Here is a 17,812-nt window from a genome sequence, read left to right as displayed (position 1 = left end):
AATTGTTTTCCCATATTATCAGCAAATTACAATTTTATTATACTATTTTCAAATGCCCATATTCAGTTTCTCTATACTCCAAATTTTTTCTTGAATTAGTTTTCAGCTTGGTTTTTAGGTGTTGCATATCCTTACTGATTTTCTTTTCAATGACCCTAGCATATTTTTGAGTTGTCGATAGTTTTTTATGACCTAATAGCTTAGATACAGTTTCAATAGGAACACCATTTAAAAGTGCTATTGTAGTTGCGAATGTGTGCCGTGCCACATGAAAGGTCAGGTTTTTATCAATGTTGCATAGTTTGGCCATTTTCTTAAGGTATTTGTTAACTTTTTGATCACTAAATACCCTAAGAAGTGAATAGTTGTTTTCAATGCATGGGTAATCGTAATATTTTTCTAAAGTTTCTTTGGCTTCATCCAATAATGGCAACTTTACTGGTATTTTAGATTTCTGACGTTTTACCATAATCCATTGCTCTCCATCTATCCCATTAACGATACTCTGTTTTTTTAAATTCTTTACTTCTATATAACATAAGCCAGTATAACAGGCGAAAACAAAAATATCCCTTACCAAATTCATACTTTTATCTGATATTGGAATAACGGAAATCGCATCTAGCTCAAATTGTTCTAAAAAGGGACAATCAAATTCTTCGTACTTTAATTCGTACATGGTGAATGGGTTTAATTTTATCCAACCATGTTTAAATGCCAGAGTTGTAAACTTCTGCAAACGTTCCAGATGTTTCATGATTCCATTATTGTTCAGAGGTTGGGATTTGCGTAGGGGTGGGCAGGTACGAAGATAACTTTCAAATTTGACGATAAAGGAATAATCTATTTGGCACAAATGGACATCATCCGATTTGAATTCTTTTTTGATAAAACTTCCAATATACTTTTCGGTAGCACTATAATTTTTTATAGTTCCAGGTGCTAATTTTTTTAATTCTTCTTTTTTATGATAATCTATAAGTTCTTTGCAGGTTGAAATAACTTTATCTTTACCTAAATACCGAAGCTTTACAGCTTGTGCTGTGATGAATTTACCTTCCTCTTTGAGTTGTTTGTAGGCTTTTTTAATTTTGGAATGTACATCATCCAGAGTTTCATTGAAGCATTTGGCGTTTTTCACTCTTTTCTTTACTCTGCTAGCTGAAGTGCACCAATGCACTTCTAAAATAGCTTCCTTGGTACTTACATCAACAGGAGTACTATCTACCCAAATACGGGCATAGACGGGTACGGTCTCATCTTTTTTGATTGAAGACTTTTTCAACCAAAAATGGACATTAAATGTGTGTGTAGTTGTCATTACTTTCGTTTTTAATTAAAAAATCAGTTAAACGAAAGCCAAATCGCCACGAAAGTCAAATACGGGCTATGAACTATAAATATAGGAATTTATTTCCAAAAAAATAGGGCACGAAATAGGACACTAAGAGATATACGTTCAAATGGAAATAAAAAAAGCCAGCAAAAATGTATTTTACTGGCTTTCATTAATTTAGGTATTATATATTTTATTTTAATACCCTATTTGTCGGGGTGGCAGGATTCGAACCTGCGACCTCCGCGTCCCAAACGCGGCGCGATAACCGGGCTACGCTACACCCCGAAAAATATAAATTCGTAGTGTAGTTTATCCCGAGCGAAGTCGAGGGGCTACACCCCGAAGTGTAAAAATTTCAATAAATTTCTAGAAAAATAATCAAAATTTATCCTCTAAAAATTTGAGGTGCAAATATATAGTTTTTATTAATAGTTACAATACAGATTTATTTGTAATTTTAGTTCCTCTAAACATTAACACACTTATTATGAAGTTTTATAAATTTTCATTTCTAATTTTTGTATTTATTAACTATTCTGCTTGTGCACAACAAGTAGAATCTGAAGTTAAAGCTGAAGAACCAGGCGATACAAATTACACTACCGAATTAATTGTTCAAGAATTAGATATACCTTGGGGGATGACGTTTTTACCTGATGGTAGTATTTTGATTACCGAAAAATCGGGTGAATTGATTCATTTTAAAGATAGTAAAAAAACAATCATTAGTGGTCTTCCTGAAATTTATCAAAGAGGCCAAGGTGGTTTGTTGGATGTTATTGCTCATCCTAACTATAACGAAAATGGATGGATATATTTTTCATATGCTTCTCAAGAAGGTGATGGAGATGGAGGCAATACAGCTATAATGAGAGCGAAATTAGAAGGAAACTCACTTACTTACAAGAAGCTTTTGTACAAAGCCACCCCTAATACAACTAAAGGACAACATTTCGGATCGAGATTAGCATTTGACAATGATGGTTTTCTTTATTTTTCTGTAGGCGATAGAGGTAATCGTGATGAAAATCCACAAGATATCACAAGAGATGGCGGAAAAATTTACCGTCTGAATGAAGATGGTACTATCCCTACAGACAATCCATTTGTAGATGAGTCAAATGCTAAAACGGCAATTTATTCCTATGGTCATAGAAATCCACAAGGTATGTATAAGCATCCTGAAACTGGAGAAATTTGGACACATGAACATGGTCCAAAAGGTGGTGATGAAATCAATATCATCCAAAAGGGATTAAATTACGGTTGGCCAAAAATTAGCTATGGAGTAAACTATAGCGGCACATCATTTACTGATCATACTGCATTACCCGGTATGGAGCAACCTTTGTTCTATTGGGTACCATCTATTGCACCTAGCGGCTTTACTATAGTTTCTTCAGATAAATATCCCGAATGGAAAGGAAATTTACTTGTCGGATCATTAAAATTTCAATATTTAGAAAGATTGGTATTAGAAAACAATGAAGTCGTTAAGCGAGAAAAAATGTTTGAAAGTTTAGGGCGTGTAAGAAGTGTTAGACAGGCACCGGATGGTTATATTTATGTAGGCATTGAAAATTTAGGCATAGTTAAAATTGTTCCAAAAGTATGATTAAAATCATATTTCCTAGCATACTATTTTTCTACTTTTGTTTTGGTTATAGTCAAGATAAAAAGAGTAAAGAATTTGTAGAAAGTATAGATAGAGGAGCAATTATTTATGAAGATTTTTGCATGAATTGCCATTTACCAGATGGCAAAGGTGTGGAAAAAGTTACGCCGCCTTTAGCAAAGTCAGATTATTTAATGAAAAATCGCGAAAAAAGCATTAGAGCGGTAAAATTTGGTCAATCGGGAGAAATTACTGTAAACGGTAAAATCTATAATGGAACTATGACCGCTATGGGTTTATCTAACAAAGAAATTGCTGATGTAATGAATTATATTACCAATAACTTTGGAAATTCAAATAATAAAGTATTTACCGAAGAAGAAGTTTTAAAAATTGAGAAGTAAAATCATGCATTTTAGGTTAAATTTGCACTAATCAAATACTGAATTTAATGCTTGTAATTGGAATAGCCGGTGGTACCGGAAGCGGAAAAACAACAGTTGTAAATCAGATTATCAACGAATTGCCCAATGAGGATGTAACAGTAATTTCTCAAGATTCCTATTACCGGGAAACCGATAGTTTAACTATTGAAGAGCGTACAAAAATAAATTTTGATCACCCCAGAGCAATAGATTTTGACTTATTGGTAAATCACTTATCACAATTGAAAAAGGGGAAAACCGTTTTGCAGCCTGTTTATTCTTTTGCAAGGCATAATAGAACCAAGGATACTATAAAAACACATCCAAGTAAGGTGCTAATCGTCGAAGGGATTTTAATATTGACTAACAAAGAATTACGTGATATGATGGACATTAAAGTCTTTGTTCATGCCGATTCTGATGAGCGACTCATCCGTCGTTTAAAACGTGATATTACGGAAAGGGCTAGAGACATGGATGAGGTTTTACAACGTTATCAGACTACATTAAAACCAATGCACGAACAATTTATCGAGCCCATGAAAGAATACGCTGATATTATTATCCCCAACAATAAATACAATACGGTGGCCATAGATATTGTGAGAACCATAATCAATGAAAGATTACAGTAAATGACCTTTAAAGAGTTTAGACAACATAAAGTGGTTAAATTTTTCAGTAACAGATATATTCTTATTTTGTTGTTATTTTTAATTTGGATGGTATTTCTTGATGAAAATTCTTATCTAAATCATAGAGAGTTAAATCAAGAAATAAATAAACTGGAAAAGGCCAATGAATTTTACGATGCTGAGGTTGAAAAGGATAAAAAGTTAATCAAGAATTTAATGGATCCAGATTCTTTGGAAAAATTTGCCCGTGAAGAGTATAAAATGAAGCGTAAGGACGAAGATATCTATATTATTGATTTCGATTCTATAAAAGAATAGCCATGAACGATGATTTGTTTAATGAATTTGAATCTGTAACTTCCAAACAATGGAAACAAAAAATTCAAGTAGATTTAAAAGGAGCTGATTACAATGATGCCTTAGTGTGGGAATCTAATGAAGGTATTAAGGTAAAACCTTTTTATCATAAAAATGATACTGAATTTTTGAGTATTGATTCCGAAAGAAAACAATTTTCTATTTGCCAGTCCATTTTTGTTTCTGATGAAAAAACAGCAAATTTTTTAGCAAAAGACGCTCTAAGTCGTGGAGCAACTTCAATTGAATTTGAAGCTAATAAGCCGTTTAACATAAGGCAATTAGTAAAAGAACTTACTGTTCAGGGCAATAGTGAAGATTCTTTACAAATCTACTTCAAACTCAATTTTCTTTCTGAAGATTTTTTACTTGAACTGGTTGAAATAAGCTTATCCTTCAATGTCTTTTTAAACTTGGACATTATCGGCAATCTTGCCAAAACGGGCAATTGGTTTAAAAGTATTAAAGAAGACCATAAGGTTTTAGAAAAAATTCTTAGCATAGCAACGGATAATACTAGAGTACTTTCTGTTGATGCTGGTCATTACCAAAACGCTGGGGCTACTATTGTGCAACAAGTTGCCTATGCCTTGGCTCATGGCAATGAGTATTTAAACGTCATTGCGAGCGAAGCGAAGCAATCTATTCAATCGATTGTTTTCAACTTCGCCGTCTCCAGCAACTACTTCTTCGAAATTGCTAAATTAAGAGCTTTTCAATACCTCTGGCAATTACTTGCAAAAGAGTACGGAAGAACTATGAATGCCAACCTATTTGTAAAACCCAGTTTACGCAATAAAACATTATATGATTATAATGTAAATATGTTACGAACTACCACTGAATGTATGAGTGCCATTTTGGGAGGGGCAGATGTAATTTCTAACGTTTCTTATGATAGTTTGTACCATAAAAAGAACGAATTTGGTGAACGTATAGCCCGAAATCAACTCTTAATTTTACAAGAGGAAAGTCATTTTAAACAAGCTAATCAATTTGCGGACGGTTCGTATTACATAGAAGCTTTGACCAATCAAATTGCGGAAAAGGCTTTGGATTTATTTAAGGATATTGAAAAAAACGGTGGATTTTTAAAACAGTTACAGGCCGGAACAATTCAACGTAAAATAGAAGAAAGTGCCACAAAAGAACAGCAGCAGTTTGATAATGGCGAACTTGTATTATTGGGAACAAATAAGCATCCAAACCTAACCGATAAAATGAAAACCGAATTGGAACTGTATCCTTTTGTAAAAATTAAACCGAGAAAAACGGTTATAAAACCAATAATTGAAAAAAGATTGGCTGAAAAATTAGAACAAGAACGGTTAAAGAACGAATAATGTCACGGAAAAGCCTTCAACATATAAAACTAAGTACTAAAAACTCCGAGCTCCGACCTGGAAACTTTCCTCACGAAAATTTTGCCGCCGGGATTCCACCCTACCTACGTGGCCCATACTCAACTATGTATGTTCGCCGTCCTTGGACCATTCGCCAATATGCTGGGTTTTCAACTGCAGAAGAAAGCAATGCTTTTTACAGGAGAAATTTAGCAGCGGGTCAAAAAGGGCTTTCTGTAGCTTTTGATTTGGCTACCCACAGAGGGTACGATTCCGATCATGAACGTGTACAAGGCGATGTGGGCAAAGCAGGTGTTGCAATTGATTCAGTTGAAGATATGAAAATCCTCTTTGACAAAATTCCCTTAGATAAGATGTCCGTTTCCATGACCATGAACGGTGCGGTACTTCCTATTTTGGCATTTTATATTGTGGCGGCAAAAGAGCAGGGGGTAAGTACGGAACAATTAGCAGGTACCATTCAAAATGATATTCTCAAGGAGTTTATGGTGCGTAATACCTACATTTATCCACCGCAACCTTCCATGAAAATTGTGGCTGATATTTTTGAATATACCAGTAAAAATATGCCAAAATTCAATTCAATTTCCATTTCGGGTTACCACATGCAAGAGGCAGGTGCAACACCTGAAATCGAATTGGCATATACCTTGGCAGATGGATTGGAATACATAAAAACCGGCTTAAAAGCGGGAATGGATATTGATACATTTGCCCCGAGATTGTCTTTTTTCTGGGCAATAGGTATGGAGCATTTTAAAGAAATAGCAAAATTAAGAGCAGGTAGAATGTTATGGGCTAAAATTGTGAAACAGTTTAATCCCAAGAACCAAAAATCATTGGCATTACGAACACATTGTCAAACCAGTGGTTGGAGTTTAACCGCTCAAGATCCTTTTAATAATGTGGCAAGAACAGCCATTGAAGCCATGGCCGCCGCTTTTGGTGGCACCCAAAGTTTACATACCAACGCTTTAGATGAAGCTATTGCTTTACCTACGGATTTTTCAGCAAGAATTGCACGGAATACACAAATTTATATTCAAGAAGAAACCAATATTACCAAAACTGTTGACCCTTGGGCGGGCTCTTATTATGTGGAAGGATTAACTGAGGATATAGCCCAAAAAGCATGGCAGTTGATTCAAGAAGTGGAAGAGCTTGGTGGAATGACCAAAGCGATAGAAAAAGGCATTCCAAAAATGCGAATAGAGGAAGCTGCCGCAAAAAAGCAAGCTAGAATTGATAGCGGTCAAGATATTATAGTTGGTGTAAATAAATATCAGCTTAAAGAAGAGGATAGTTTGGATACATTAGAGGTTGATAATGATGCTGTACGTAATGCTCAAATTAATAGAATAAATAGTGTAAAAGAGAATAGAAATCAAGGGTTAGTTGATGAAGCACTTTTAAAATTAAGTGATTGTGCCAAAACAGGTAACGGAAATTTATTAGCTTTGGCGGTAGAAGCTGCCGAACATAGAGCCACCTTAGGAGAGATTTCAAATGCCTTGGAACAAGTTTTTGGCAGATACAAAGCAAAAATAAATTCAATAACAGGAGTGTACAGCAAAGCAATACAAGACGACGAACATTTTAAAAAAGCTACGGCTTTGGCGGATGAATTTGCCGAGTTGGATGGTCGCCGTCCTAGAATAATGGTCGCTAAAATGGGTCAGGACGGACATGACCGTGGTGCGAAAGTAGTGGCGACCAGTTTTGCCGATTTGGGTTTTGATGTGGATATAGGTCCGTTATTCCAAACACCAAAAGAGGTCGCCAAGCAAGCAATAGAAAACGACGTACATGTTTTGGGTATTTCTTCATTAGCAGCAGGCCATAAAACCTTAGTACCCCAAGTTTTGGAAGAGCTTAAAAATTACGAACGGGAAGACATCATGGTTATTGCAGGTGGAGTTATACCGCCTAAAGATTATCAGTTTTTATTTGACAGTGGAGTAGTAGGTGTTTTTGGCCCTGGTACAAAAATATCAAAAGCGGCCATTGACATTTTAGAGGTTTTGATTGAAGGTACGAAATAAGTTGAGTAAAGTTATTATTTATTTGGTTAATGAAATTCCATCTTTCCCTAAAGTAATAAAACGTCTTTTATACAAAAAACCTATCGCTTTTTTAAATGCCTTTTTACTTATTCCAAAGGTTTCATAAATTTCTTCTGGAGAACTTTTATCGGTTAAGGGCAAAAAACGGTTATTTTTAGCAAGGATTTTCATAATAAGATTACTATTGGAGTCATTAAAATTTCTATAACCAATAGGCTGTAGAGAAACATCTATATGCTTGTCTTCACGGATTTTTTTTACATAACCTTCTGTCTTATTGCCTATGTTTATTTTTGAGAAAACCTCATTTTCATAAACCAATCCTTTATGTTCATTATTAATTATGACCACATAGCCCAGATCGGTTTTCTGATAAATGAGCAGATTAACTTTATCTCCTTCCGAAATCGTAATGTTTATATTTTGTAGTTGTTTTTCCACATAACTGCTTGCAAAAAGTCGGTTTGTATTTTCGTCCAGATCCAAATGTACAATATACCATTTGCCCTCGGTCATTTCTTGCTTTTGCTCACTGAACGGAACGAGGAGGTCTTTATCAAGTCCCCAATTTAAAAAAGCACCTACTTTTGTCATTGCCACTACCTGTAATGACGCAAACTGATACAACTGAATCTTTGGTTTTTTAGTGGTTGCTATTTTTTTACCCTCATTGTCATGGTATATAAAAACTTCAATTTGAGAGCCTATTTCACATTTTTCGGGAGTATATTGATTTGGCAATAGCACTTTTTCGTTGTTATCATCGCTTAAGGTCAGTCCCTCATCTGTTTTTTCAGTAACGGTAAGTGTATTGTGTTTTCCTAAAGCGATCATTAATCTAATTTTGTGCGAAAGTAGTGTTTTAGAAGAATTGAATTATATAAAATCAAACTTTTCTTTAGTCAATTTATGTTTTACCTCTCCAGTATGTTTTACAGTTGACGGTTCAAAAAGTAACACTAAAACTTCATCGTTTGCAATGGGTTTGTGATCTGTTCCTTTAGGTATGATAAGCATTTCCCCTTCATTCAATGTAACTATCTTATCTCTAAATTCAATCTTCAGTGTACCTTGAATAATAAAGAACAATTCATCTTCGTCTTTATGATTGTGCCAAACAAATTCTCCTTTTAGTTTTGCCAACTTCACATCTTGTCCATTGAGCTGACCTATAATTTTTGGCGACCAAAAGTCGTTAAAAATAGAAAATTTTTCTTTTATATTAATAACATCCATTGACTTAATTTTTAAGAAACTCTGGTGCTTTTCTATGCTTTGTGCCTTGCTCATAGGCATAGGCAATTTCTATCAAGATAGGTTCGCTCCAAGCCCTACCAAAAAAGGAAATCCCTACAGGTAAAGTATCCACAAAACCCATCGGCACGGTAATATTAGGATATCCGGCTCTGGCAGCTGGTGAAGAACTACCCAGTCCAAAAGAGTCGCCATTAATATGATCCGTTTTCCAGGCTGGTCCACCCGTGGGTGAAATGATGGCATCTAAATTATGTTCGTCCATCACTTTGTCAATACCTTTTTTTCTAGCACCTTCAAGCATTTTTGATACGGTTTCTTTGTAACCATCACTATCCAATCCTTCTTTTTCCAAAGCCATTTCCAAGTAACGTTGGTTATAAAATTCCATTTCAATAGAATCTTTTTTATTGAAAGCAATCAAATCTTCCAAATTTTTGATTTTTGCATCTTTGCCCAACGACTTAAAGTAATTGTTCAGTCCGTCTTTATATTCGTACAGCATTACTTGAAAAGACAATCCGCCAACATTGTTATCTGATATTCTATCGATTTCAACTACTTCTGCACCTTGGCTTTTAATAAAATCAACAGCCTTATTAAAAATAGTATCCACTTTGTAATTTCTTCCCAATGGTGCGGTATAAATACCAATTTTTTTGCCTTCTAGACCATCTTTGTTTAAAAATTCAGTATAATCGTTTTTGATATTGTTTTTGCTGGCCAATGTTTTACTGTCGTCAGGGTCAACTCCCGTCAACGTACCTAAACAGATAACAGCATCGGCTACAGTCCTTGCCATTGGCCCCGCTGTGTCTTGGGTAAATGAAATGGGAATTATTCCTGAGCGACTCACCAAGCCAACTGTTGGTTTAATACCCACAACGCCGTTGTTGTTCGATGGGCAAACAATAGAGCCGTTTGTTTCAGTACCTATTGCCAAAACGGTCAGATTTGCCGAGACTGCAACACCAGATCCTGAACTGGAACCACATGGATTTCTGTCCAAGATATATGGGTTTTTGGTTTGTCCTCCAATACCGCTCCATCCACTTGAGGACATTTCCCCTCTAAAATTGGCCCATTCGCTCAGGTTTGCTTTTCCAAGGATTACTGCACCCGCTTCGCGTAAACTTTTTGCTACATGGCTGTCTTGTAAAGGTTTGGAGTCTTGCAAAGCTCTTGATCCAGCTGTGGTGAACATATTGTCATGGGTGTCGATGTTGTCCTTTAATAGTACGGGAATACCATGTAAAGCTCCTCTAGATTTTCCTTCTTGCAGTTCTTTGTCTAATTGCTCTGCAATGGTTATTGCATCAGGATTTACTTGTATAACAGAATTTAATTGAGGGCCATTGTCATCTATCTTCTCTATTTGGTTTATAAAGCTTTGAGTAACCTCGGTTATTGTAAACTTATTATTGTTGTAACCCTCCTGCAATTTGGTGATGGTAATTTCTTCAAACCGAAAATCGGTAGTATCGGTTGATATGGTTTTGTTTGTATCTGATTTACAAGCGGTAAAAAACACTAATAAAGTAATACTGATTATTTTTAGAAGGCTCTTACTGTAGGTTAAGTGCAGTTGCATAATTTTAGTTTGTAAAAGTTATGCACTAAAGATAATTATTTTTATCTAGTTTAAATTTTCGAGGTGCTTTTGGACTTTTTCAGAAGATTCATCTATAATTTTCCATTGATGGTCACATGTTTTTCCGTGTTCTTTTTTCCATTTTGCATAAGTGCCATATTCATCAACTTCATGTGTACTTATTAATTCTACTTTTTTACCGAACAATGAGCGTTCAAAATCTTGAACTCCACAAACCGAACATAGACGCCAAGTAGTTTCACTTGATAAAATCAGCACGAGCAGCAAAGCAAAAACTAGCATTATTATATAGATTGATTTGATTTTCATATCTGAAATGTACAAATTTATAACAAAGGGATTAATTCTAAAAAATAAAAAAACCGAAGCATTTTAAATTACTTCGGTTTATTGTAGTTAAAATTTCAACTTTAATCTTCACTTTTAGTAAGTAAAGCTGTTTGAAGTGCAGCTTCTTTATTACTTAACGTAAAGGTGTATTTATCATCTAACAATACCTGCATCAATTCTCTATCATTGCTTACCCAATAATATGCAGGTTTCATACCTTTACCTTGATGTACAAATTTGTGAAGTTTCATTTTTTCACCATTTATGCTAGTTGTGGTAGTACCTAAATAATTAACCGTTTGGTTTTTCTTTACATATAACTTGGTTTCATCCAGAGCATTAAATCTGAATGTTCCTTTTCTATCAAAAGGTAATTTAGGAACAATAGCCCATAAATTAAATGATGGAATTGTTCTTGCTGGTAATTTTAATGTTGCATTATATTTTGCAAAAGTAAAGCGTTGAAAATCTGGATCTGTTTCCATTTCATCAACATAATCACCTTTAAAGTGCCAAAAAGAGATATTCTTTTTATCAGCTTTAATTTTTGTTCCAGTAAAACTTACAGGGTCAATATTGGCATCTATAGTTCCATTAAACTTAAACTCTGTTGCTGATACCATTTTTTTGGATTCAGTAACCGTACTTAAATTGAAGTTTAACACTTCATTGTCGAAATTTGCTTTTACTACAGTGTTTAATGTAGTGCCAGCATTAGGTTTGTCATTAGAATCCAATTTTTGAAAACTGATGTACCCTTCTGTATCAGGAGAGGTGTACCAATAAACCTTATTAGAATTTTCTTGAGAAAAACCATTAAAAGATAAGCATATTAAGCCCATCAATAAGGGGAGTTTTTTAATCATAATGTTTTTTGTTTTAGGTTAAAATTAAAAATTGCATTTAATTCTACACTAATAAAACAACTAAACCATTATTATTCCCACTTCAAAGCGGGAAAAATTGAAAAAATGATTTAGTATCTATTTTTAATAGATTGAATATTTAAAGTAAAGATACAATAAAAATTTAATTGTTGTTTCTTTTGGCTTTACGCTCAGCCTTGCGTTGCTGTCTTTTTGCTTTTCGTTCAGCTCTGCGTTGTTCTTTATCAAGAGTAGTTTTATTCTTGTTAAAAAGGTTTTCAAAAAATAAATTGAATTTTGAGTCTTCCATGTAATCTTCACAATCAAGAGCATTTGTAAATTGTTCTGGTAGCGGTGTAAATGGAGCAGAATATTTTTTTTGTACATACCTTAGTGTTTTACCAACTAAAGGTAAAGCTAATTTACTGCCTGATCCGTTTGTACCCGAATTGAATCTAATGCCTGGTGAAGATGCACCTACTCTTGTAACTATAACCAATTTTGGTGTATAGGCAGCAAACCATGCATCGGCATAATCTTGAGATGTTCCTGTTTTTCCAGCAATGGGAATAGTTATACCGTATTTATTTTTTAAAGAGGTTCCTGTGCCCTCATTTATTGCTTTTTGAAGCATTGATGTGAGTAATACGGAAGTATTTTGGTCAATAACTCTATCTTCTTCAATATGTTTTATTAATCTATTTTTATAGATAACCGTACCATCAGCAGTTTTTATACTTATAATAGTATTTGGCTGAACGAGGTAACCTCCGTTGGCAAATGCACTATAAGCCCTACTTAACTCATAGATACTTGAATTGGCAGTACCCAATGCAACAGAAGGTTTTTTTGGCAATTCTTGAGTAAAACCGAAGTCTTTCCATATGTTTTCTAAATTGCCAAAGGGTATGTTCAAGAATAAATTTACCGTAGGGATGTTCATTGATTTTGCCAAAGCTGCGACCATGGAATAATTACCACCTGTTGAATTGTCATAATTATTGGGTTGCCAATTGTCAAAATCAGAAATAATCAAAGGTTTATTATCTAAATATGAACAAGGTGTTATGCCTTGCTCTAAAGCGGTAGCATAAAGAATGGGTTTAAAGGTCGATGCTACCTGGCGTTGTGCAAAAATTTGATCGTAAGGTTGTGTGCCAAAATCAATACCTCCAACCCAAGTTTTTATTGCTCCTGTTTGCGGATCCATAGCTAATAATCCGGCATGCAGTAAAGTAAGTGAATGCCTTAAACTATCACGCACAGAAATGGAGTCTGTGTAAAAACCATTCCAACTAAACAGTTGCCTCGATTGTTTTTCATTAGCTTTTGAAGTCAATTTTAAACGTTTTAATTCTTTGCTTACCAAAGCATTTAATTGTTTAAGACTGCTGCCAGTGCGATATTGTTTCTGTAAGCGGTTTTGCATTACACTCAAATGATTTTTAAAAGCACTTAGAGCTTGATTTTGTAAATGCAAATTAAGTGTTGTAGTAATAATTAGCCCATCATTATCAGCTGTATATTCTGTACCTTTTGCGGCATTGTAACTTTTTAAAATTTTCTTCACTTCATCTTTAACCTGTACCAAAAAATAGTTAGCTGGACCTTCAGATGCTAAGTTGGCATAATCGAGTTGTAACGGAATTTGTTGTAGAGAATCTTTAAGTTGTGGAGTAATGTACTCGTATTTTTCTAGTTGAGTTAATACGACATTCCTACGTTGTACAGCATTTTCTGGGTAAATTCTTGGATTATAGTAGGTGTTAGCTTTTAGCATACCTATCAAAATAGCTGCTTCTTCAATTTTTATTTCCTCAATTGGTTTATTGAAAAAGCGTCTTGAGGCGGCTTCAATACCCAAAACATTTTCCCCAAAAGGAACAGTATTCAAATACAAAGTCAGAATATCTTCTTTAGAGTATATTTTCTCCAGTCGATAGGCTAAAAAAGCCTCTTTACTTTTATTGACTAGCATACTTAATGGCCCATGGTTTTTGCGACCATACATATTCTTTACCAATTGCTGATTTATAGTACTTCCCCCGCCTGAACCTTTATCTTGAAAAAGGATAGTTTTAAAAAGTACGCGAAACAAACTGCGAGAATCTACACCATCGTGTTCAAAGTATCTGGCATCTTCGGTTGCTACCAATGCATCCACTATATGTTTAGGTAACTGTTCAAACTTAATATTGGTTCTGTTTTCAGCAAAAAATTTACCTAACAATTCACCTTCTTCAGATAAAACTAAAGTAGCAGTTTGGTTTTTAAACTCTTTTAACTCTTCAACTGTATGAATAGGACCAAAAACGCCATGATAAACAGATGTTAAAAAAAGACCGAATAAAACAGCCAAAATTAACAAGCTAATTATTACATATTTTAGTGTTTTTTTAAGCATATCATTTTATTTCTCTCACAATAATAATTGCATTTTTTAACGATTGCAATACTAGTATTATTTTTATAGTTATGGCTAATTGTAAACATTTTATGAACATTTTAACATTATCGTGTGGTCAATAATCTTTTAAGCTTAAATCTTTCAATCATTCAATAGATTATGTAATTTTGCAAACAACATTAATTTAATCAATAAACAACATAACATGTTTCATAAATATATAAAATTAGTAATTGCCGTAGCTATAGTAGTATGGGCTGTTTTTCAGTTTGCTGAAAAGCATATTGGTAATGGTATAGCCTTATTATTTTTAGCAGGGGTTTTTATATTTTTCTACTTTAAAAACGAATTTATATTACTAGCCTTTTTGCGATTACGAAAACAAGATTTTGCGGGTACGCAAAAGTGGTTAGGTTTTATTAAGAATCCGTCAGCAGCTTTGGTTCAAAAACAAGAAGGGTATTATAATTTTTTAAATGGCATATTGGTGTCTCAAACCAACTTGACGCAAGCAGAAAAATATTTTAAAAAAGCGTTGAAATTAGGTTTGTCCATGAGTCATGATGTAGCTATGGCCAAACTACAACTGGCTGGTGTAGCCATGACCAAAAGAAGAAAACGTGAAGCTACAAACTTAATAGCTGAAGCTAAGAAATTAGACAAACACGGAGTGTTAAACGAGCAGATTAAAATGATGAAGCAGCAAATGAAAAAAATATAAGAAACTAAAATAATGATTAAAAAAGTACTGTTAACTCCGTTTCAAAAGTTTGTTAAAATTGAAAGTTTTAGCGGTATTTTGTTGTTGCTTGCTACCATAATTGCTCTTGTTTGGGCTAACTCTTCGTTTGGTAGTTATTATCAAGCTTTGTGGCAATATAAACTAGGTTTTACTTCCGAAAGTTTTGAGCTAAGCAAACCCCTTATTTTATGGGTAAACGATGGTTTAATGGCCATTTTCTTTTTCTTAATAGGATTAGAAATTAAAAGAGAGTTCCTTATAGGTGAATTAAATTCAGTTAAAAAATTAGCTTTTCCTCTGTTTGGGGCGGTTGGAGGTGTTGTTATTCCTGTAATTTTATATCTTATTCTAAATCAAAACCCTGAAACTATTAAAGGTTGGGGTATACCAATGGCAACGGATATTGCCTTTGCATTGGCTGTATTAAATGTATTGGGCAATAGGGTTCCATTAAGTCTTAAAGTATTTTTAACAGCTTTTGCCATTGTTGATGACATTGCTGCCGTATTAGTAATTGCTATTTTTTATAGTTCTGGAATCAATATTGTTATGTTGATAGTTGCCGCTTTGCTATTAGGAGTTTTATATTTTTTGTCCTACAGAGGTTTTTATTCTAAGTTTATACTGATTAGTCTTGGGGCAATTATATGGGTATTGTTTTTAAAATCTGGTGTTCACCCAACGTTAGCAGGAATTTTATTAGCATTTTCAGTACCTGTAATGCAGAAAATTAAAACAAAAGATTTTGTAGATAACCTTCAAGAAATCACTGATGATATTAAACAAGCGAGTGTATTAGAAAAACCTATTCTTTCTAACGAGCAAATTGAAGCGATTGATAATTTAGAAGATTGGACAAATAAATACCAATCACCACTCCAGCATTTAGAGCACAAACTACACGATTGGGTGGCCTACTTTATCGTACCTGTATTTGCTTTAGCTAATGCTGGCGTTATTTTAAACAGTGACATAGCATTTGAAAATGCATTAATAATCAATATTGTTATTTGTTTGGTGTTAGGTAAAAGTATTGGTATTTCATTTGTGGTTTTATTAGCAAAAAAATTGAAATTAATACAAGTGCCAAATGATATTAACAACCAGCAGATTGTCGGTGTTTCTTTTTTAGCGGGTATTGGGTTTACTATGGCAATTTTTATTGCTAGCTTGGCTTTTTCTAATAGTCCACAGTATATAGACTCTGCCAAAATTGGTATCCTTATTGGCTCGTTGCTATCTGCTACTATTGGATATTTAGTATTAAGGTTTAAAACTAAGTAAATTCAAGAATTTAAAAAGAGTGAATGAAAATACTAAACAAAAAAAACCTCGAAATTTAATTTCGAGGTTTTTATAAATTCTATATTCAAAAATTTATTTCTTCTTTTTGAACTTATCGTATTTACTTTTGAACTTGTCAATTCTACCAGCACTATCAACCAATTTAACTTTACCGGTATAATAAGGGTGAGAAGTTCTTGAAATTTCCAATTTAATTAAAGGATACTCAACACCATCTACTTCTAACGTCTCTTTTGAATCGGCAGTAGATTTTGTTAAAAAAACATCATCGTTAGACATGTCTTTAAAAGCTACCATTCTATAATTTTCTGGATGAATTCCTTTTTTCATCTTATAAGTTTTTTAAATGTTAAATTAAAATAGCTAGTTTAAATAAATCGCTTTGCTATTTTGAGAGTGCAAATTTAATACTATTTTTGAAAATTCAAACATAATACACAGTATTTTACATGAAAAAGTATAAAATTATTATATCGCTGGTTTTGACGGCTTTCTTTTTAGGTTCATGCGGTAATTCGTATAAGCTACAATTAACATCACCAAAGAGTTTAAAAACCAATGAAAAGCTAACGGTTTCTGTTTCAGAAAAAGATAATAAACCAATTGATTCTGTTCGCTATTATTTAAATGGTGTACGCTTAAGCACAAATGAAAATATTGATATTTCGAATCATAAATTAGGTACAAATGCTATTTCGGCAACCGTTTTTTATCCCGAAGGTCAAAAAAAATTAACCAATACTGTATTGTTTTTTGCTGAAAAGTCTCCTGAAATATATACCTATGAGATTGTAAATGAATATCCACATGATGAAAATGCATTTACACAGGGCTTAGAATACCATAACGGGTTTTTATATGAAAGTACTGGGCAAAGAGGAGAATCAACTTTGAGAAAGGTAGAACTTAAAACAGGTAAAGTACTTCAAAAAATAGATATTGATAAAAGCCTGTTTGGAGAAGGGATGACAATTTTTAACAATAAGATATATATGTTAACTTGGCAAGGCGGAAAAGGTTTTGTTTTTAATCTAGAAACTTTTGAAAAAGAAAAAGAATTCCATTACGCTCAAAGCAAAGAAGGTTGGGGTTTAACACATAACTCTGAAAAGTTAATAAAATCTGATGGCACTGATAAGATTTGGTTTTTAAATCCAGAAACTGGGGCTGAAGAATCTCATATTGAAGCATACACGATTGATAGAGCCGTTCCTGAATTAAATGAACTAGAGTTTATTAATGGAAATATTTTTGCAAACGTATGGCAACGCAATAGCATTGTAATGATTAATCCAAAAACAGGTGCTTTAGAGGGTATTGCCGATTTAAAAGGTTTGCAAGAAAAAGTGGGTCAAAAAGGTGATGATAATGTATTAAACGGAATTGCCTATGATGCCGAAAACGATCGTCTTTTTGTTACTGGAAAAAAATGGAATACTTTATTTGAGATTAAGCTCAATAAAAAGCAATAAATACAATTTCATAAAGTTATATCCTA

At 33.7% G+C, this 17,812-nt stretch carries 17 protein-coding genes and 1 tRNA gene; 9 read left to right on the top strand and 9 right to left on the bottom strand.

The genetic code is table 11. From position 1 onward, the window contains the following. Positions 1 to 37 precede the first annotated feature (37 nt). Positions 38 to 1,321, bottom strand: a complete 1,284-nt coding sequence (locus U5A88_RS10215; protein WP_354206125.1) for a site-specific integrase — start codon at positions 1,319 to 1,321, stop codon at positions 38 to 40. A 228-nt stretch (positions 1,322 to 1,549) separates the two neighbouring features. After that, positions 1,550 to 1,624 (bottom strand) — tRNA-Pro (locus tag U5A88_RS10210). A gap of 202 nt (positions 1,625 to 1,826) precedes the next feature. On the opposite strand from U5A88_RS10210, the gene U5A88_RS10205 reads away from it, so the two are divergent. From U5A88_RS10205 to scpA, 6 genes are read left to right on the top strand one after another with little or no spacing between them, the layout of a single operon-like run. Next, positions 1,827 to 2,954: a PQQ-dependent sugar dehydrogenase gene (locus U5A88_RS10205; RefSeq protein WP_354206123.1), complete on the top strand. Its 1,128-nt coding sequence runs from the start codon at positions 1,827 to 1,829 to the stop codon at positions 2,952 to 2,954. Then, on the top strand, positions 2,951 to 3,358 hold the full coding sequence (locus U5A88_RS10200) for a c-type cytochrome (protein WP_354206121.1): 408 nt from the start codon (positions 2,951 to 2,953) through the stop codon (positions 3,356 to 3,358). Before U5A88_RS10205 ends, U5A88_RS10200 begins: the two co-directional genes overlap by 4 nt. Positions 3,359 to 3,405: 47 nt before the next feature. Further along, positions 3,406 to 4,014 carry a uridine kinase gene (gene udk, locus U5A88_RS10195; RefSeq protein WP_354206119.1) on the top strand — a complete coding sequence of 203 codons (609 nt, stop codon included), beginning with the start codon at positions 3,406 to 3,408 and terminating at the stop codon, positions 4,012 to 4,014. After that, positions 4,015 to 4,332: an FtsB family cell division protein gene (locus U5A88_RS10190; protein WP_354206117.1), complete on the top strand. Its 318-nt coding sequence runs from the start codon at positions 4,015 to 4,017 to the stop codon at positions 4,330 to 4,332. A gap of 2 nt (positions 4,333 to 4,334) precedes the next feature. Continuing rightward, on the top strand, positions 4,335 to 5,714 hold the full coding sequence (locus tag U5A88_RS10185; protein ID WP_354206115.1) for a methylmalonyl-CoA mutase subunit beta: 1,380 nt from the start codon (positions 4,335 to 4,337) through the stop codon (positions 5,712 to 5,714). Continuing rightward, the gene (gene scpA, locus U5A88_RS10180) at positions 5,714 to 7,777 is read left to right on the top strand and encodes a methylmalonyl-CoA mutase (protein ID WP_354206113.1); all 2,064 of its coding nucleotides are present in this window, start codon (positions 5,714 to 5,716) and stop codon (positions 7,775 to 7,777) included. Before U5A88_RS10185 ends, scpA begins: the two co-directional genes overlap by 1 nt. Positions 7,778 to 7,795: 18 nt before the next feature. On the opposite strand, the gene U5A88_RS10175 is transcribed toward scpA, so the two are convergent. From U5A88_RS10175 to U5A88_RS10150, 6 genes are all read right to left on the bottom strand, one after another. Further along, positions 7,796 to 8,632 carry a CvfB family protein gene (locus U5A88_RS10175; protein WP_354206111.1) on the bottom strand — a complete coding sequence of 279 codons (837 nt, stop codon included), beginning with the start codon at positions 8,630 to 8,632 and terminating at the stop codon, positions 7,796 to 7,798. A 42-nt stretch (positions 8,633 to 8,674) separates the two neighbouring features. Further along, entirely contained in the window at positions 8,675 to 9,034 is a 360-nt protein-coding gene (locus U5A88_RS10170) for a cupin domain-containing protein (protein ID WP_354206109.1), read from the bottom strand. Between the two features lie 4 nt (positions 9,035 to 9,038). Beyond that, a complete protein-coding gene (locus U5A88_RS10165; RefSeq protein ID WP_354206107.1) occupies positions 9,039 to 10,643 on the bottom strand; it encodes an amidase in 1,605 nt (534 codons plus the stop codon). Between the two features lie 45 nt (positions 10,644 to 10,688). Further along, on the bottom strand, positions 10,689 to 10,973 hold the full coding sequence (locus tag U5A88_RS10160) for a hypothetical protein (RefSeq protein WP_354206105.1): 285 nt from the start codon (positions 10,971 to 10,973) through the stop codon (positions 10,689 to 10,691). A 101-nt stretch (positions 10,974 to 11,074) separates the two neighbouring features. Next, complete coding sequence (locus U5A88_RS10155; protein WP_354206103.1) at positions 11,075 to 11,860, bottom strand: hypothetical protein; 786 nt, start codon at positions 11,858 to 11,860, stop codon at positions 11,075 to 11,077. 163 nt (positions 11,861 to 12,023) lie between these two features. Further along, positions 12,024 to 14,264, bottom strand: coding sequence for a transglycosylase domain-containing protein (locus U5A88_RS10150; protein WP_354206101.1), 2,241 nt, complete (start codon positions 14,262 to 14,264; stop codon positions 12,024 to 12,026). Positions 14,265 to 14,472: 208 nt separating this feature from the next. On the opposite strand from U5A88_RS10150, the gene U5A88_RS10145 reads away from it, so the two are divergent. Next, positions 14,473 to 14,988, top strand: coding sequence for a DUF2892 domain-containing protein (locus tag U5A88_RS10145; RefSeq protein WP_354206099.1), 516 nt, complete (start codon positions 14,473 to 14,475; stop codon positions 14,986 to 14,988). A gap of 12 nt (positions 14,989 to 15,000) precedes the next feature. Further along, complete coding sequence (gene nhaA / locus U5A88_RS10140; protein ID WP_354206098.1) at positions 15,001 to 16,293, top strand: Na+/H+ antiporter NhaA; 1,293 nt, start codon at positions 15,001 to 15,003, stop codon at positions 16,291 to 16,293. A 93-nt stretch (positions 16,294 to 16,386) separates the two neighbouring features. Here the strand turns inward: nhaA and U5A88_RS10135 are convergent, their stop codons facing one another. Continuing rightward, the gene (locus U5A88_RS10135; protein WP_354206096.1) at positions 16,387 to 16,644 is read right to left on the bottom strand and encodes a type B 50S ribosomal protein L31; all 258 of its coding nucleotides are present in this window, start codon (positions 16,642 to 16,644) and stop codon (positions 16,387 to 16,389) included. A gap of 119 nt (positions 16,645 to 16,763) precedes the next feature. Between U5A88_RS10135 and U5A88_RS10130 the strand changes: the two genes are divergently transcribed. Beyond that, positions 16,764 to 17,786 (top strand): glutaminyl-peptide cyclotransferase, encoded by a 1,023-nt coding sequence (locus tag U5A88_RS10130; RefSeq protein WP_354206095.1) that lies wholly within the window; start codon positions 16,764 to 16,766, stop codon positions 17,784 to 17,786. Positions 17,787 to 17,812 lie beyond the last annotated feature (26 nt).

The organism is Aureibaculum sp. 2308TA14-22, assembly GCF_040538665.1.
Taxonomy (GTDB): Bacteria; Bacteroidota; Bacteroidia; order Flavobacteriales; family Flavobacteriaceae; genus Aureibaculum.
This window is presented reverse-complemented; position numbering and strand designations above follow the sequence as displayed.

Excerpts from the sequence above, each read along its gene's own strand:
- U5A88_RS10205 (WP_354206123.1), top strand. The coding sequence starts at position 1,827 with ATGAAGTTTTATAAATTTTCATTTCTAATTTTTGTATTTATTAACTAT.
- U5A88_RS10190 (WP_354206117.1), top strand. The coding sequence starts at position 4,015 with ATGACCTTTAAAGAGTTTAGACAACATAAAGTGGTTAAATTTTTCAGT.
- U5A88_RS10200 (WP_354206121.1), top strand. The coding sequence starts at position 2,951 with ATGATTAAAATCATATTTCCTAGCATACTATTTTTCTACTTTTGTTTT.
- nhaA (WP_354206098.1), top strand. The coding sequence starts at position 15,001 with ATGATTAAAAAAGTACTGTTAACTCCGTTTCAAAAGTTTGTTAAAATT.
- U5A88_RS10215 (WP_354206125.1), bottom strand. The coding sequence starts at position 1,321 with ATGACAACTACACACACATTTAATGTCCATTTTTGGTTGAAAAAGTCT.
- U5A88_RS10185 (WP_354206115.1), top strand. The coding sequence starts at position 4,335 with ATGAACGATGATTTGTTTAATGAATTTGAATCTGTAACTTCCAAACAA.
- U5A88_RS10135 (WP_354206096.1), bottom strand. The coding sequence starts at position 16,644 with ATGAAAAAAGGAATTCATCCAGAAAATTATAGAATGGTAGCTTTTAAA.
- U5A88_RS10170 (WP_354206109.1), bottom strand. The coding sequence starts at position 9,034 with ATGGATGTTATTAATATAAAAGAAAAATTTTCTATTTTTAACGACTTT.
- udk (WP_354206119.1), top strand. The coding sequence starts at position 3,406 with ATGCTTGTAATTGGAATAGCCGGTGGTACCGGAAGCGGAAAAACAACA.
- U5A88_RS10150 (WP_354206101.1), bottom strand. The coding sequence starts at position 14,264 with ATGCTTAAAAAAACACTAAAATATGTAATAATTAGCTTGTTAATTTTG.
- U5A88_RS10175 (WP_354206111.1), bottom strand. The coding sequence starts at position 8,632 with ATGATCGCTTTAGGAAAACACAATACACTTACCGTTACTGAAAAAACA.
- scpA (WP_354206113.1), top strand. The coding sequence starts at position 5,714 with ATGTCACGGAAAAGCCTTCAACATATAAAACTAAGTACTAAAAACTCC.
- U5A88_RS10155 (WP_354206103.1), bottom strand. The coding sequence starts at position 11,860 with ATGATTAAAAAACTCCCCTTATTGATGGGCTTAATATGCTTATCTTTT.
- U5A88_RS10130 (WP_354206095.1), top strand. The coding sequence starts at position 16,764 with ATGAAAAAGTATAAAATTATTATATCGCTGGTTTTGACGGCTTTCTTT.
- U5A88_RS10145 (WP_354206099.1), top strand. The coding sequence starts at position 14,473 with ATGTTTCATAAATATATAAAATTAGTAATTGCCGTAGCTATAGTAGTA.
- U5A88_RS10160 (WP_354206105.1), bottom strand. The coding sequence starts at position 10,973 with ATGAAAATCAAATCAATCTATATAATAATGCTAGTTTTTGCTTTGCTG.
- U5A88_RS10165 (WP_354206107.1), bottom strand. The coding sequence starts at position 10,643 with ATGCAACTGCACTTAACCTACAGTAAGAGCCTTCTAAAAATAATCAGT.